Source organism: Streptomyces sp. NRRL F-5135 (assembly GCF_000719775.1).
GTDB classification, from domain to species: domain Bacteria; phylum Actinomycetota; class Actinomycetes; order Streptomycetales; family Streptomycetaceae; genus Streptomyces; species Streptomyces hebeiensis.
On record NZ_JOHR01000026.1, the window covers coordinates 13,471 to 28,189 of the forward strand.

Below are 14,719 nucleotides of genomic sequence, written 5' to 3' on the forward strand. Positions count from 1 at the left end.
CGCATACGCTGGGACCCGTGCCAAAGACGAAAAAGGCGAAGCAGGACAAAGCCAAGGACCCCAAGAAGCAGGACCGCCGCCGGAAGGCCGAGGAGGTGGTGATCGGCATCGTGCTGGACGACGCTTCCGACGCACCCGGTGCGTCCGACGCGTCCAGTACGTCCGGTCCGCCCGGCGGATGGGACGAGTCCGACGAGAAGGGGATCGACTTCGCGCGCGCCTGGGTCGAGTTCCCTGACCCCGCCGACGACGAACAGGTCTTCCGCTGCGACCTGACGTGGCTCACCTCGCGCTGGAGCTGCGTCTTCGGCAGCGGCTGCCAGGGCATCCAGGCCGGCCGCGCCGACGACGGCTGCTGCACGCTGGGCGCGCACTTCTCGGACGAGGAGGACGAGGAGCGGGTCGCGGGGCACGTCGCCCGGCTCACGCCGGAGCTCTGGCAGTTCCATGACGTGGGGACGGCCACGGGCTGGACACAGATCGACGAGGAGGACGGCGAGCGTCAGACGCGTCGCTGGAACGGCTCGTGCATCTTCCAGAACAGGCCGGGTTTCGCCGGCGGTGCGGGATGCGCGCTGCACATCCTTGCGCTGCGCGAGGGGCGCGAGCCGCTGGAGACGAAGCCGGACGTCTGCTGGCAGCTGCCGGTGCGGCGTTCGTACGACTGGATCGAGCGGCCCGACGACACGCGTGTCCTCCAGGTCACCATCGGGGAGTACGACCGGCGGGGCTGGGGGCCGGGCGGCCACGATCTGCACTGGTGGTGCACGTCGGCGACCTCGGCGCACGGGGCTGGCGAGCCGGTGTTCCGTACGTACCGGCCCGAGCTGACGGAGCTGATGGGCAAGGAGGCGTACGACGTGCTCGTCGGGCTGTGCGAACAGCGGCTGGCGAGCACGCTGCCGCTGGTGGCGCCGCATCCGGCGGATCCTCCGGCGGGCCCTTCGGCGGGCGGCTGACGCGCGGCGGGCGGGCCGCACGGTACGGGCCCGGGCGGGCGGTACGGACGGGTCCGGCGGACCCGTCCGGACGCGCCGGGAGACCGCGGTCACCGGATCATCTCCCGTGACCGGGAGGTTCGACGGGATCCGGGCGACCGGAACGGCCCGGGTGGCCGGTGTGGCCCGGGTGCGATGGATGCGGTCGGGCCAGGGCCGGGGGCTTGCTGCCGTAGCCGTAGATCTTCACCAGTGAACCGGCCGGGTACAGCGCGATCCGCGCGCTCCAGGGGCCGGAGGGCTCCCGCCGGTGGTCCACGGCGGCCCGGACGGCGGTGGTGTCGCCGGGCGTGAGCGTGCCGTAGTGGCGGTTCAGCGCGAGCCAGGGCGCGGTGGTCCCGGCGGTCCAGGAGACGGGTTCGCCACCCGCGGCCTTGAGGGTGATGACGGTGGTGTCCCCGGTGGACCACGCCTCGGTGGCGATCCGGCCGGAGGACGGGTGCGACGAGCGTGACGGGTGAGCCGGGTGAGCCGGGTGCGTACCGTCGTTGACGACCTCGACCGAGAGTTCCGGGGCCCGGCCGGGGCCGAAACCGGGGCGGTCCAGGACATGGCCGGCGTTGCCGGCGTTCTCGTAGTGCTCGGAGCGCCCGTGCGGCGGCCCCTCGCTGAGCACGGGCGGCCCCCCGGACGCGGCGCTGACCGAGAGCCCTCCGTGGCTCTCCCCCGGGACGGGCGCGCCCCGGTGGGCGGCCCAGAGGGCGAGCACGGGAGCCGCGACGACGGTCGCGACGACGGTGGTCGTCACCGCCCTGGCCCGGATCCTCTCCCGCCGGGCGGCCCGGTCCTTGGGGTCCAGGGGGAACCCGTTCCGCCCGAACCGCGGCGCCGCCGAGCGGGCCCGGGGGACGTGCGCCATGGCGGTGTACGTGGCCGTCCGCTCCGCCCGGACCAGCGGGAGTCCGGTGGCCGCGGCGCTCCGCGCGACGGCCCGGACGGCGTTGACGTCCCGGGCGACGCCGAGGTCCCGGGCGGCGTTGACGTCCCGGTCCGGGCCCTCGTGCGCCTGCGCCACGTAGGAGCCCGGCCAGGGGCCCGCCGCTTCGGCGCGTTCGGCGGCGCGGCGGCAGCGCGGGCAGTCGTCCACGTGGCGGACCAGCTCACGGCGGAGCGCGGACGAGAGCAGCGCCCGCCGGCCACCGGTCAGCCGCTCGACCGACGGGCAGTCGCCCGTGTCCGCCACGGCGAGCACGGCCCGCGTCCGGTCGACCTCGCAGGTGGCGGAGGCGAGCAGGTCGCGCGCCGCCGTCGGCTCCATCGACAGCACGGCCGCGATGTCGCCGGGGCCCAGCCGGTGACGGACCGCCAGCTCCAGCGCCTCGCGCTGCTCCGGGGTCGTACCCGCCGCCTCGGGCCAGGCCAGCAGGGCGAGTTCACGGCGACGGCGCTCGGCGGTCTCCGGGGAGACCCCGGCCTCCGGCGCCCCGGCCCCGGCCTCCGGCGCCCCCGCCGCGGGCTCCGGAGTGCGGCCGCTCGCGTGCGCGCCCCCACGGTTCGTACCCCCGCGGCTCACGCCCCCACGGCCCGCGCGCCGTCGGGTGAGCCGGCGCAGACACGCCCACCGGGCGAGCGCGTACAGCCACACCTTGCGTTCCCCCGCGCCCGAAGGGCACCGCCCGTGCTGCCGTTCGGCGACGGACAGCACCTCGCCGAGCACCTCCGTCGCCGCGTCGTGGTCGCGGAGTACGGAGAGGCAGTAGGTGAACAGGCCGTCCAGATACGGCTCGTACCGCTCGAATCGCTCGTACCGCGCCGGAGGGCGCTTTGCCGCCGGTCGGGGCGCACGACAGAAGACACGGTGTGCGCCGGGGTTGTGCGGGGAGGTCTCGGGGCTGCGGCTCATCACCCGGCGACGGTAGTCAGGCCGGTCCGCACCCTTCACACCGCTTGAGCATATTTACTCCTTACGGGTGAATGTATCCCCCGAAAGAGAACAGAAATCCCGCGATCCGGGGGGTTTTGGCAGCACTCCGAGTGGTAAAGGCAGCATGCGCCACATGAGTCGCCAGTCGGTCACCACGCGGTTCACCCCGGCGCACCACTCGGCTCACCACGGGGCTCACCACGCGGCTCGCCGCACCCGACGGGACCGGCCGGGGCGGGCGAGCGCCCCGGGTGTCAGTGGCCCCCTATACGGTGACGCCATGGCTGCCCGTACGAAATCCGCCAAGGACCGGCCGTCCTACCGCTGTACCGAATGCGGCTGGACGACCGCCAAATGGCTCGGCCGCTGCCCCGAGTGCCACGCGTGGGGCACGGTCGAGGAGTACGGCGCGCCCGCCGTGCGGACGACCTCCGCCGGCCGGGTCTCCGCCGCCGCGCTCCCCATCGCCCAGGTCGACGTCCGCACGGCCACGGCCCGGTCCACCGGGGTCGACGAGCTGGACCGTGTGCTCGGCGGCGGTCTGGTGCCCGGGGCGGTGGTGCTGCTCGCGGGCGAGCCGGGCGTCGGCAAGTCGACGCTGCTGCTCGACGTCGCGGCGAAGGCGGCGAGCGACGAGCACCGCACGCTGTACGTGACGGGCGAGGAGTCCGCCAGCCAGGTGCGGCTGCGCGCCGACCGCATCGGCGCCATCCACGACCACCTCTACCTCGCGGCCGAGACGGACCTCTCCGCCGTCCTCGGCCATCTCGACGCGGTCAAGCCGTCGCTGCTGATCATGGACTCCGTACAGACCGTCGCCTCTCCCGAGATCGACGGCGCGCCGGGCGGGATGGCCCAGGTCAGGGAGGTCGCGGGCGCGCTCATCCGGGCCTCCAAGGAGCGCGGGATGGCCACGCTGCTGGTGGGCCACGTCACCAAGGACGGCGCGATCGCGGGCCCCCGCCTGCTCGAACACCTGGTGGATGTCGTGCTCTCCTTCGAGGGCGACCGGCACGCCCGGCTGCGGCTCGTCCGGGGCGTCAAGAACCGGTTCGGCGCGACCGACGAGGTCGGCTGCTTCGAGCTGCACGACGAGGGGATCACCGGGCTCGCCGATCCCTCGGGGCTCTTCCTGACCAGGCGTGACGAGCCGGTGCCCGGCACCTGTCTGACGGTGACGCTCGAAGGGCGGCGTCCGCTGGTGGCCGAGGTGCAGGCGCTGACCGTCGATTCACAGATCCCCTCCCCCCGGCGGACGACCTCCGGTCTGGAGACCTCACGCGTCTCGATGATGCTCGCCGTGCTGGAGCAGCGCGGCCGCATCAGCGCGCTCGGCAAGCGCGACATCTACAGCGCGACGGTCGGCGGTGTGAAGCTCTCCGAGCCCGCCGCCGACCTGGCGGTGGCGCTCGCGCTGGCCTCCGCCGCCAGTGACACCCCCCTGCCGAAGAATCTGGTCGCGATCGGCGAGGTGGGACTCGCGGGCGAGGTCAGAAGGGTCACGGGCGTGCAGCGCAGGCTCGCCGAGGCGCACCGGCTGGGCTTCACCCAGGCCCTCGTGCCGACCGACCCGGGCAAAGTCCCGGCCGGTATGAAGGTCACGGAAGTCGCCGACATGGGCGATGCTCTGAGGGTCCTGCCGCGCCGGGGTCGTGCGGACGCCCCACGGGAGGACGGCGTGCGCCGGTAGACTTTGCCCTGGTCTCGCCCATCCGTACGAGCCGGAGGAGTGCAGTGGCAGCCAACGACCGGGCATCAGCACCCGGAAAGTCCGGCCCGGGCTCCGGCAACGAAGCGCTGATGCGCGCCTCCTTGAGCGCGGTGGCGCCGGGTACGGCCCTGCGTGACGGCCTGGAGCGGATCCTGCGGGGGAACACCGGCGGTCTCATCGTCCTCGGCATGGACAAGTCCGTCGAGGCGATGTGCACCGGCGGCTTCGTACTGGACGTGGAGTTCACCGCGACCCGGCTGCGCGAGCTGTGCAAGCTGGACGGCGCGCTGATCCTGGACAAAGACATCACCAAGATTCTGCGGGCCGGTGTCCAGCTGGTCCCGGAGTCCTCCATCCCCACGGAGGAGACGGGCACGCGCCACCGCACCGCGGACCGGGTGTCCAAGCAGTGCGGCTTCCCCGTCGTCTCCGTGTCGCAGTCGATGCGCCTGATCGCGCTGTACGTGAACGGCGAGCGCCGGGTGCTGGAGGAGTCGGCCGCGATCCTCTCCCGCGCCAACCAGGCGCTGGCGACCCTGGAGCGCTACAAGCTGCGCCTGGACGAGGTCGCGGGCACGCTCTCCGCGCTGGAGATCGAGGACCTGGTGACGGTCCGGGACGTGACGGCGGTGGCACAGCGCCTGGAGATGGTGCGCCGGATCGCCACGGAGATCGCCGAGTACGTGGTGGAGCTGGGCACCGACGGCCGGCTGCTCTCCCTCCAACTGGACGAGCTGATCGCGGGCGTGGCCCCGGAGCGGGACCTGGTCGCGCGGGACTACGTGCCGGAGCCGACCGCGAAGCGGTCCCGTACGGTCGATGAGGCGCTGGCCGAGCTCGACTCGCTGAGCCACCCGGAGCTGCTCGAACTGCCCATCGTGGCCCGCGCGCTGGGATACAGCGGGGCCCCGGAGACGCTGGACTCGGCGGTCTCGCCGCGCGGTTACCGGCTGCTGGCCAAGGTGCCGCGGCTGCCGGGCGCCATCATCGAGCGGCTGGTGGAGCACTTCGGGGGCCTGCAGAAGCTGCTGGCGGCGAGTGTGGACGACCTCCAGACGGTGGACGGGGTGGGCGAGGCGCGGGCGCGCAGTGTGCGCGAGGGCCTGTCGCGGCTGGCGGAGTCGTCCATCCTGGAGCGGTACGTCTGACCACCCTGGAGCGGGTGGGTCCGACCGCCCGGGAGCGTCAGTACGGTACGGCCGTCGGCCGTCAGTCCTTCTCCAGGCGGATCGACTGCCGGCCCTGCTCCACGGACACGCCCGGCGCCTTGGCCTCGACCAGGTACGTGCCGGCACCGACCGGTGCGGCGGGCGGGGTCGCGCACTCGGGACGGCTCTGCTTGCGGTCCCATTCCACGGTCCGCGTAACGGTCGCCCCCGCCGGCACCTCGAACAGCAGCCGGCCGTCCTTCGCACAGTCCTCGGACGACCACACCTGCTCGTCGTCCGCGTCGGTGATCGTCAGGACGACGGCCTTCGGGCCGAGGTCCGTCTTGCAGGTCGTGCCGGAGGAGTTGGTGACGGCCAGCCGGAACCCCGGCTTCTCGTCCGGCCCGTAGGCCACCTTGCTGGTGAGGAGGCGCAGACTGATCGCGCCTGACGGGCAGTTGGGGAGAGCGGAGTCGGCCGGCACCTGGCGGCCCGGGGTGCCCCCGCCGCCCGTACCACCGCCGGCGCCGCTCCCGGCACCGCCGCCGGACGCCGAGCCGCCGGAGCCCGCGGAACCCGAACCGGAGCCGCCCGTACCGGCGGTGTCGCCGCCCTCGGCGCCACCGTTCTTCCCGTCGCCGCTCCCGGTGTCCGAACCGGAGCCGCCCGAGCCGCCGGAGCCGCCGGACGAGCCGTCGCCACCGTCGTCGCCGGATCCGCCGGAGCCTTCCGAATCTCCGCCGCCACCGGGCTGTTCGCTGATGGCGGGACCCGAGCCGGGCGGTCCGGGCGTGATGGAGGCCGCGGGATTCGCGCCGTCGGACGCGTCCTTGCCCTTCCCTCCGCCGCCCCCGGCGGAGGTGACGACCCATACGACGAGCAGCGCGAGCAGCACGACCAGCGTCGCCGCGACAGCCCTCCGTCGCCAGTAGATGGTGGAGGGAAGCGGCCCGACCGGATTGCGCAGAGATCCCACGACAAGAACTCTACGAGAGATCGGCTCCAACTCCCGCCCCATATACCGTCCGGCCCGGCAACTTTTGAGGATCATCGTTCCACGGCGTGGTGTTCGGCTCGTCCCCGGATGACCCACGCCATCCGCTTTCGTCGGGCGCCCGTCACGGGCCTCCTGGTCGGGGAACCCCCGGCGAACTCTGTACGTTCTCCTCATGAACAGCAGCGCAACCAGCGATCTGTATCGCGACATCCTCGACTTCGCCCATACCACCCCCACGTGGTTCCAGCACCTGGCCGAGCTCTGGACGGAGGCCGGACTGCTGTTGTTCGGTCTGCTCTTCATAACGGTCTGGTGGTCGGACCGCACCAAGGGCTCACGGGCCGTCGCCCTGGCCCTCCTCGCCCCGCTCGCCACCGCCATCGCCTACGCGTGCAGCGAGCTCACCAAGTCCTTCCTGACCGAGGACAGACCGTGCAGGGCGGTCGCCGGAGCCGCGGCTCCGCTGGTCACCTGCCCGCCGGTGGGCGACTGGTCCTTCCCGAGCAACCACTCCACGATCGGTGCGGCCGCCGCGATCGCCCTCGTGATCTGCCGGCCGCTGCTGGCCTGGCTCACCGTGCCGATGGCGGTGCTGATGGCGTTCTCCCGGGTCTTCGTCGGCGTCCACTACCCGCATGACGTGGCGGTCGGCCTGGTGCTGGGCGGCGTGGTGGCGACGCTGGTGATGCTGGCGGCCGTACGGCCCGTCCAGGGGCTCGTGGAGGCGATGCGCACCAGCCGGTCGGGGCTCGCGCTGTTCCTGGCCGGCCCGGGAGAGGGAGCGGGCGGCGGACACCGACGCGCGCGGGCGCGCGCCCGCACCGGAGCCTGACGGCGCGCGACCGCACGAGCGCTGCGAAACGGTGCCGCGCACGCGGGCGTACGTCCGTCAGGGTGCGATCGCACGCGCCCCGGCGACAACCTCCGGCGTATGCCCGCCCGCTGCACCGTACTCGCGCCCTCCCGTGCCAGGATCGGAAGTGCCATGACTGCTACTTCCCCGCACTCGCCCCCCACGCCGCCCCATACGACTCCGCCGCACACGGCCCCGGCCACCGCGGCCGCGGCCCCCGCACCCCCGGCCCCCGCCGGTGCCCCGCCGGCCGAGAGCGTCCCGGACCGCAGGGCCCCGGCCTCCGCGCTCCCGGCCTCCGCGCTCCCGGCCTCCGGCGGGGCGACGGTGACGGCCGGCGACCCGGCCGCGCTGCACACCCCCGTCATCGCGTGGTTCGAGACCAACGCGCGCGACCTTCCCTGGCGCCGCCCAGAGGCGGGCGCCTGGGGTGTGATGGTCAGTGAGTTCATGCTCCAGCAGACCCCCGTCAGCCGGGTGCTCCCGGTGTACGAACAGTGGCTCGCCCGCTGGCCCCGCCCCGCCGACCTGGCCGCCGAGGCGCCGGGCGAGGCGGTCCGCGCGTGGGGACGGCTCGGCTACCCGCGCCGCGCGCTGCGGCTGCACGGCGCGGCCCAGGCGATAACGGAGCGGTACGACGGTGACGTACCCCGCGAGCACGCGCAGCTGCTCTCGCTGCCCGGGATCGGCGAGTACACGGCGGCGGCGGTGGCCTCGTTCGCGTACGGACAGCGCCACGCCGTGCTGGACACCAACGTCCGCCGGGTGTTCGCCCGCGCCGTGACCGGTGTCCAGTACCCGCCGAACGCGACGACGGCCGCCGAGCGCAAGCTCGCCCGCGCGCTGCTGCCCGAGGACCCCGGTACGGCGGCCCGCTGGGCCGCGTCCTCCATGGAACTGGGCGCCCTGGTGTGCACGGCCAAGAACGAGGGGTGCGCACGCTGCCCGATCGCCACCCGGTGCGCCTGGCGGCTGGCCGGCAAGCCCGCGCACGAGGGTCCGGCGCGGCGCGGCCAGACCTACGCGGGTACGGACCGCCAGGTGCGGGGCCGCCTCCTCGCCGTCCTGCGCGACGCGCCGGGCCCGGTCGCGCAGGCGGTCCTGGACACCGTGTGGAACGAGCCCGTGCAGCGGGCCAGGGCGCTGGACGGCCTGGTCGCCGACGGTCTGGTCGAGCCCCTGGACAACGGCCTCTACCGGCTGCCACAGGGCTGACGGCTCCCCGCGAGGCGCCGCCCCCGCCCTGCCGGGCACCGTCCTCTCCCCTGTGTCCTTACTCGCAGTAACGACTGTTCATGGCCGTTACACAACCGATGGACAGCCGTGCGTCCACCGACGGCTGTCCCCGACAACCCCGTGACAAGCGCTCCGTAATTTCGGTGCCGTAACGCGACGCGAAGACGCGAAGGCGCGAAGGTACGCAGGTCATGGGGTCGGAGGCGGTTGGCATGGCGCAGGGCGAGGTGCTCGGTTTCGAGGAGTACGTACGTACCCGGCAGGAGGCCCTGCTGCGCAGCGCACGGCGGCTGGTGCCCGACCCGGTCGACGCCCAGGACCTGTTGCAGACCGCCCTGGCCCGTACGTTCGGCCGCTGGGACGGCATCGAGGACAAGTCCCTGGCCGACGCCTATCTGCGCCGCGTCATGATCAACACGCGTACTGAGTGGTGGCGGGCCCGCCGGCTGGAGGAGGTCCCCACCGAGGAGCTGCCCGACGCGCGCGTCGAGGACGGCACCGAGCAGCGCGCGGACCGGGCGCTGCTGATGGACGTCCTCGGAGTGCTGGCGCCGAAGCAACGCAGTGTCGTCGTGCTGCGACACTGGGAGCAGATGAGTACGGAGGAGACCGCTGCCGCGCTCGGCATGTCGGCGGGTACGGTCAAGAGCACGCTGCACCGCGCGCTGGCCCGGCTCCGGCAGGAGCTGGAGAACCGGGAGCGGGACGGCCGGACGGTCCGGGAGGACCGGCCGGACCGGAGCGGCCCGGCGGTCCGGGACGGCCGGGTGGCCGAGGGCGGCCGGGTGGCCGGGAAGGGCCCGGCGGTCCGGGGCGTCCCCGCCCGGGGTCCGCGGGTGCGCCGCGCGGTGTGCGGGGATTCCGTACGAGGGGACGCGGTACGCGCGGAAGCCGTACGCGAGGAAGTGGGGCGGGAGAGGTGCGCGGCCTGAGAGCTCTCGTACGGCCGGGACGACCGGACCGGCCGGGGGGTGGACCGTACGCGGCGGGCGACCGGGGCATGACCGGGCTCGCCGCGTTCGGCGTGCTCGCGGCCGGCCTCCTGCTGTCCGGCTGCTCGACCGGTGGTACGGGTACGAGGGACGAGGGCGCGGCCGTGCACGTACCGGCGGTCCAGGGTGCGCCCACCCCCACGACGAGCGCGTCCGCCCCGGCCAGGACCGTCGAGCCCGTGTCCCTCCTGCGCAAGGACCCCAAGGTCAACGCGCGGATCAAGGCCGACCTCAAGCCGTGCGCGGGGGACGCGTACCCGCTGGACACCTCGTACGGGAACCTCACCGGCTCGGCCGCCGCGGATGTGGTGATCAACGTGATGACGTGCGAGGACTCCGTCGGGATCGCGACGTATGTGTACCGCGCGAAGGACGGCGACGCGGGCGGGGGCTACGAGAACGTGTTCGCGGCCGAGGAGCCCGCCGTCTACGCCACCATCGACCGCGGGGAACTGGTCGTCACGCAGCAGATCTACGCCGGGGACGACTCCGTGTCGTATCCCTCGGGCGAGGAGGTCATCACCTACAGCTGGGCGGGCAGCGCGTTCAACGAGCGCTTCCGGGTGCGCAACAGCTACAGCAAGGCGGTGGGCAAGGGGGGCATGGAAGTACCCGCTGTACCCGCCGTGCCCGCGTCGCCGGTTCCGGCGCCTGACGACTGATAGCTGACGACTGACGGCTGACCGCTGACCGCGAGCGGCGGCGGACCGACGACCGATACACACGACGACCGACACGCACGACGACTGAACGGAGTGAGCCGGGGCATGGCAGAGACGCATGTCCTCTTCGTCGAGGACGACGACGTCATCCGGGAGGCGACACAGCTCGCGCTGGAACGGGTGGGATTCACGGTCACGGCCATGCCGGACGGGCTGTCGGGCCTGGAGTCCTTCCGCGCCGACCGGCCGGACATCGCGCTCCTGGACGTGATGCTGCCGGGCATGGACGGGGTGAGCCTGTGCCGCCGCATCCGCGATGAGTCGACCGTGCCCGTGATCATGCTCTCGGCGCGCGCGGACTCCATCGACGTGGTGCTCGGGCTGGAGGCCGGCGCGGACGACTACGTGACCAAACCCTTCGACGGGGCGGTCCTGGTGGCCCGCATCAGGGCCGTACTGCGCCGCTTCGGACACGCGGGCCGGGAGCCCGGTGAGTCCGACGGAACCGGTGGCTCCGCCGGGGGCGTGCTGTCCTTCGGCGACCTGGAGGTCGACACGGAGGGGATGGAGGTGCGCCGCAAGGGCGCGCCGGTGGCGCTGACTCCGACGGAGATGCGGCTGCTGCTGGAGTTCTCGTCGGCGCCCGGGACCGTGCTCTCCCGTGACCGGCTGCTGGAACGCGTCTGGGACTACGGCTGGGGCGGGGACACCCGGGTGGTGGACGTCCATGTCCAGCGGCTGCGCGCCAAGATCGGGCAGGACCGGATCGACACGGTCCGCGGCTTCGGTTACAAACTCAAGGCTTGACGCGGGCGCGCGGGCGCGCTGGGCGCGGACGGCGCGGGCGCGGTGACGCGTCCGTGGGGGCGACGAGCCGGGTGGGACAAGGTGTGACAGTGGTATGAAACGGCGCGCTCTGAGCACCGGCGTCCGGTGGAAGATCAGTATCGCGATCGCGGCCGTCGGCGCGCTGGTCGCCGTGGCGCTGAGCCTCGTGGTGCACAACTCGGCCCGGGTCTCGATGCTGGACAACGCGCGCGAGGTGCAGCTGGAACGGTTGCTGTTCGCGCAGCGGATGTACGACTCCACCAAGGAGGCCAAGTTCGGCACCAAGATCAATGACCCGGCGCTGCCGCCCGAGCTGCGGGCGAAGGCGCAGCAGGGACGGCGCGCGACCTACGTCCAGGAGGCCGACGACGGCGGGGTGCCGGACGTGTGGGCGGCGGTCCCGATGGGCAACGGCTCGGTGCTCTCGCTGCACAGCAAGTTCGCCGACCGCAGCACGACGATCATGAAGGACCTGGACCGCTCCCTGCTCATCGGCTCGGTCTCGGTGGTCTTCGGCGGCTGCGCGCTCGGGGTCCTGGTGGGCGGGCAGCTCTCGCGCCGGCTGCGCAGGGCGGCCGCCGCGGCGGTCCGGGTGGCCCAGGGGAACACGGAGGTACGGGTCGGGGAGGCCATCGGCGGAGTCGTCCGGGACGAGACGGACGAGCTGGCCCGCGCGGTGGACGCGCTGACCGACGCGCTGAACGAGCGGATCGAGGCCGAGCGCCGGGTCACCGCCGACATCGCGCACGAGCTGCGCACCCCGGTCACGGGGCTGCTCACGGCGGCCGAACTGCTGCCGCCCGGCCGCCCCTCGGAACTGGTACGGGACCGGGCGCAGGCGTTGCGGACGCTGGTGGAGGACGTCCTGGAGGTGGCCAGGCTGGACGGCGCCTCGGAGCGTGCCGAGCTCCAGGAGCTCGCGCTCGGTGAGTTCGTGGCGCGGCGCGTGGCCGTGCTGGACCCGGCGGTCGAGGTCAAGGTGGTCCACGACTCGTGGGTCTGCACGGATCCGCGCCGCCTGGAGCGCATCCTGGGCAATCTGCTGACGAACGCGGCCAAGCACGGCTCGGCACCGGTCGAGGTCACCGTCGAGGGCCGGGTCGTGCGCGTACGGGACCACGGGCCCGGCTTCCCCGAGGCGCTGCTGCGCGAGGGCCCGAGCCGGTTCCGTACGGGCTCGACCGACCGCGCGGGCCACGGCCACGGCCTCGGTCTGACGATCGCGGCGGGCCAGGCCCGGGTGCTGGGCGCGCGGCTGACCTTCCGCAACGCCGCCCCGACGGGGGTGCCGGAGCGGGCGGGCGGGGGCGGCGCGATCGCCGTGCTCTGGCTGCCGGAACACGCCCCGACGACGACGGGCAGCTTCCCGGTACTCAAGCTCGCGGACCCGGCGTAGGGCCCCACCCGGGTGAGCCGCCGGGCGCGCCATGGCCGGACGCCCCTGTCCGGGCCCCGGGCGGGCTTCTGCTCGTACCGCGGACGGCGAGGGCCCCTGGCGCGCGGCATTCCGCGCGTCAGGGGCCCTAGGTGTGCTGTCCGGCCGATCTTCGCGGGCCCGGGGGAGGGGAGGCGGCCGGGCCGGCGCCGGCTTCAAGCCGGGCGCCGTCCCCCCGTCCCCGGTCCGCCGTGTCGCGTGCCCCGTCGCCCTGGCCGGGCTCAGGCCGACTGCGCGATCTTGTCGTCCGCCACGGCGGCGTCCTCCGGCTTCTCCGGGCCGGCGCCCCGCAGCGGTACCTCCTTGACGAACCACGCCGCGACGAAGCCGATCACCGCGATCGAGGCGCCCAGGGTGAAGGCCGCGTGCGTACCGGACGACACGGCGTACTGGTACGCCTCCCGGGCCGCCTCCGGCAGCTTCGCCAGGCTCGCCGCGTCCAGCTGCGAGGTCTGCTGGGTCGCCGCGCCGCCGCCCCGCGCCGCCATCTCGTCCTGCACCCGGCTGGTGAAGAGCGCGCCCATCACCGCGGCGCCGAAGGAGCCGCCGAGCGTACGGAAGAGGGTGGTGGTGGAGGATCCGACGCCCATGTCCTTCATCTCGACGCTGTTCTGCGCGACGAGCATGGTGATCTGCATCAGGAAGCCCATGCCGGCGCCGAGCACGGCCATGTAGAGCCCGGAGGTCAGCCGCGAGGTGCCGGTGTCCATCTGCGCGAGCAGGAACAGGCCGACGACCATCAGTCCGCCGCCGACGATGGGGAAGACCTTGTACTTGCCGCTGTTGGTGGTGATGCGGCCCGCGACCAGCGAGACGGCCATCATCGACAGCAGCATGGGCAGGAGCAGCAGGCCGGAGTTGGTGGCCGAGGCGCCCTGGACGGACTGCTGGTACAGCGGCAGGAACAGCACCGCGCCGAACATCACGAAGCCGGTCAGGAAGCCGATCACCGACATCAGCGAGAAGTTGCGGTTGCGGAAGATGTGCAGCGGCATGATCGGCTCGGCGGCCTTGGTCTGGACGATGACGAAGCCGATGAGCGCCACGACCCCGAGCGCGATCAGCTCCATGATCACCGAGGAGGTCCAGTCGTACTCCGTACCGCCCCAGGTGGTGACGAGCACGATCGAGGTGATGCCGACGGTCAGCAGGGCGGCGCCCAGGTAGTCGACCTTGGCCCGGACCGTCCGGTCCCTGGCCGGCAGGTGCAGGACGGTCGAGATCATGATCAGCGCCACCGCGCCCAGCGGCAGGTTGATGTAGAAGCTCCAGCGCCAGCCGAGGTGATCGGTGATGGTGCCGCCGACCAGCGGGCCGCCGATCATGGCGAGGGCCATGACACCGGCCATCATGCCCTGGTACTTGCCGCGCTCCCGGGGCGGGATCAGGTCGCCGATGATCGCCATGACGCCGACCATCAGACCGCCGGCGCCCAGGCCCTGTACGGCACGGAAGCCGATGAGCTGGCCCATGTCCTGCGCCATGCCGCTGAGCGCCGAGCCGATCAGGAAGATGACGATCGACGTGAGGAAGACGCCCTTGCGCCCGTATATGTCGCCGAGCTTGCCCCAGATGGGCGTGGCGGCGGCGGTCGCCAGGGTGTACGCGGTCACCACCCAGGACAGGTGCGCGAGGCCGCCCAGCTCGCCGACGATCGTCGGCATCGCCGTGCCGATGATCATGTTGTCCAGCATGGCCAGCAGCATCGAGATCATCAGCGCGAGCAGGACCACGCGCACGCTGCGCGGCTGCGCGCCGGAGCCGTCCGGCTCCGCCAGGGTGCCGCCCTTCCGCTCGCCGGTCGCGCCCCGCGCCCCCGCCGTCGGAGCCTTGTCGGTCGTACTCAACTTCCCCACTCCCCTGCACTCCCCATTGCGTTCCCCGTATCGAGGTGTCGAGGTGCCGAGCACCCCTGTGTCGAGCACCCGGGAACTTACTTGCCGCCCGGCAAGTTCACTACACTGGGGAAGGTAGACCCACTCCTAGCCGGTCGTC

At 73.1% G+C, this 14,719-nt stretch carries 12 protein-coding genes; 9 read left to right on the forward strand and 3 right to left on the reverse strand.

Annotated elements, in window-relative coordinates:
* The first annotated feature begins 17 nt into the window (after nt 1–17).
* Nucleotides 18–959, forward strand: coding sequence for a hypothetical protein (locus IG02_RS0132285; protein WP_030756053.1), 942 nt, complete (start codon nt 18–20; stop codon nt 957–959).
* A 97-nt stretch (nt 960–1,056) separates the two neighbouring features.
* On the opposite strand, the gene IG02_RS42345 is transcribed toward IG02_RS0132285, so the two are convergent.
* A complete protein-coding gene (locus tag IG02_RS42345; protein WP_234314997.1) occupies nt 1,057–2,841 on the reverse strand; it encodes an RNA polymerase sigma factor in 1,785 nt (594 codons plus the stop codon).
* A gap of 301 nt (nt 2,842–3,142) precedes the next feature.
* On the opposite strand from IG02_RS42345, the gene radA reads away from it, so the two are divergent.
* Entirely contained in the window at nt 3,143–4,552 is a 1,410-nt protein-coding gene (gene radA, locus IG02_RS0132295; RefSeq protein WP_030756058.1) for a DNA repair protein RadA, read from the forward strand.
* Between the two features lie 44 nt (nt 4,553–4,596).
* Nucleotides 4,597–5,721 carry a DNA integrity scanning diadenylate cyclase DisA gene (disA, locus tag IG02_RS0132300; protein ID WP_030756061.1) on the forward strand — a complete coding sequence of 375 codons (1,125 nt, stop codon included), beginning with the start codon at nt 4,597–4,599 and terminating at the stop codon, nt 5,719–5,721.
* A 61-nt stretch (nt 5,722–5,782) separates the two neighbouring features.
* On the opposite strand, the gene IG02_RS0132305 is transcribed toward disA, so the two are convergent.
* A complete protein-coding gene (locus tag IG02_RS0132305; protein WP_030756064.1) occupies nt 5,783–6,697 on the reverse strand; it encodes a hypothetical protein in 915 nt (304 codons plus the stop codon).
* Nucleotides 6,698–6,890: 193 nt separating this feature from the next.
* Here IG02_RS0132305 and IG02_RS0132310 point away from each other — a divergent pair, with 193 nt between their 5' ends.
* The 6 genes from IG02_RS0132310 to cseC all read left to right on the forward strand — a co-directional run bounded on the left by IG02_RS0132310 (nt 6,891) and on the right by cseC (nt 12,685).
* Complete coding sequence (locus IG02_RS0132310; RefSeq protein ID WP_037804936.1) at nt 6,891–7,550, forward strand: phosphatase PAP2 family protein; 660 nt, start codon at nt 6,891–6,893, stop codon at nt 7,548–7,550.
* Nucleotides 7,551–7,703: 153 nt separating this feature from the next.
* Nucleotides 7,704–8,786, forward strand: coding sequence for an A/G-specific adenine glycosylase (locus IG02_RS0132315; RefSeq protein ID WP_234314992.1), 1,083 nt, complete (start codon nt 7,704–7,706; stop codon nt 8,784–8,786).
* A 233-nt stretch (nt 8,787–9,019) separates the two neighbouring features.
* Nucleotides 9,020–9,739: a SigE family RNA polymerase sigma factor gene (locus IG02_RS37175; protein ID WP_037804939.1), complete on the forward strand. Its 720-nt coding sequence runs from the start codon at nt 9,020–9,022 to the stop codon at nt 9,737–9,739.
* 68 nt (nt 9,740–9,807) lie between these two features.
* On the forward strand, nt 9,808–10,461 hold the full coding sequence (locus IG02_RS0132325; RefSeq protein ID WP_037804956.1) for a hypothetical protein: 654 nt from the start codon (nt 9,808–9,810) through the stop codon (nt 10,459–10,461).
* A 105-nt stretch (nt 10,462–10,566) separates the two neighbouring features.
* A complete protein-coding gene (gene cseB, locus IG02_RS0132330) occupies nt 10,567–11,268 on the forward strand; it encodes a two-component system response regulator CseB (protein ID WP_030756080.1) in 702 nt (233 codons plus the stop codon).
* Between the two features lie 94 nt (nt 11,269–11,362).
* Nucleotides 11,363–12,685, forward strand: coding sequence for a two-component system sensor histidine kinase CseC (gene cseC / locus IG02_RS0132335; protein WP_030756083.1), 1,323 nt, complete (start codon nt 11,363–11,365; stop codon nt 12,683–12,685).
* Between the two features lie 260 nt (nt 12,686–12,945).
* Here the strand turns inward: cseC and IG02_RS0132340 are convergent, their stop codons facing one another.
* Nucleotides 12,946–14,502, reverse strand: coding sequence for an MDR family MFS transporter (locus IG02_RS0132340; protein WP_030756086.1), 1,557 nt, complete (start codon nt 14,500–14,502; stop codon nt 12,946–12,948).
* Nucleotides 14,503–14,719: the final 217 nt, after the last annotated feature.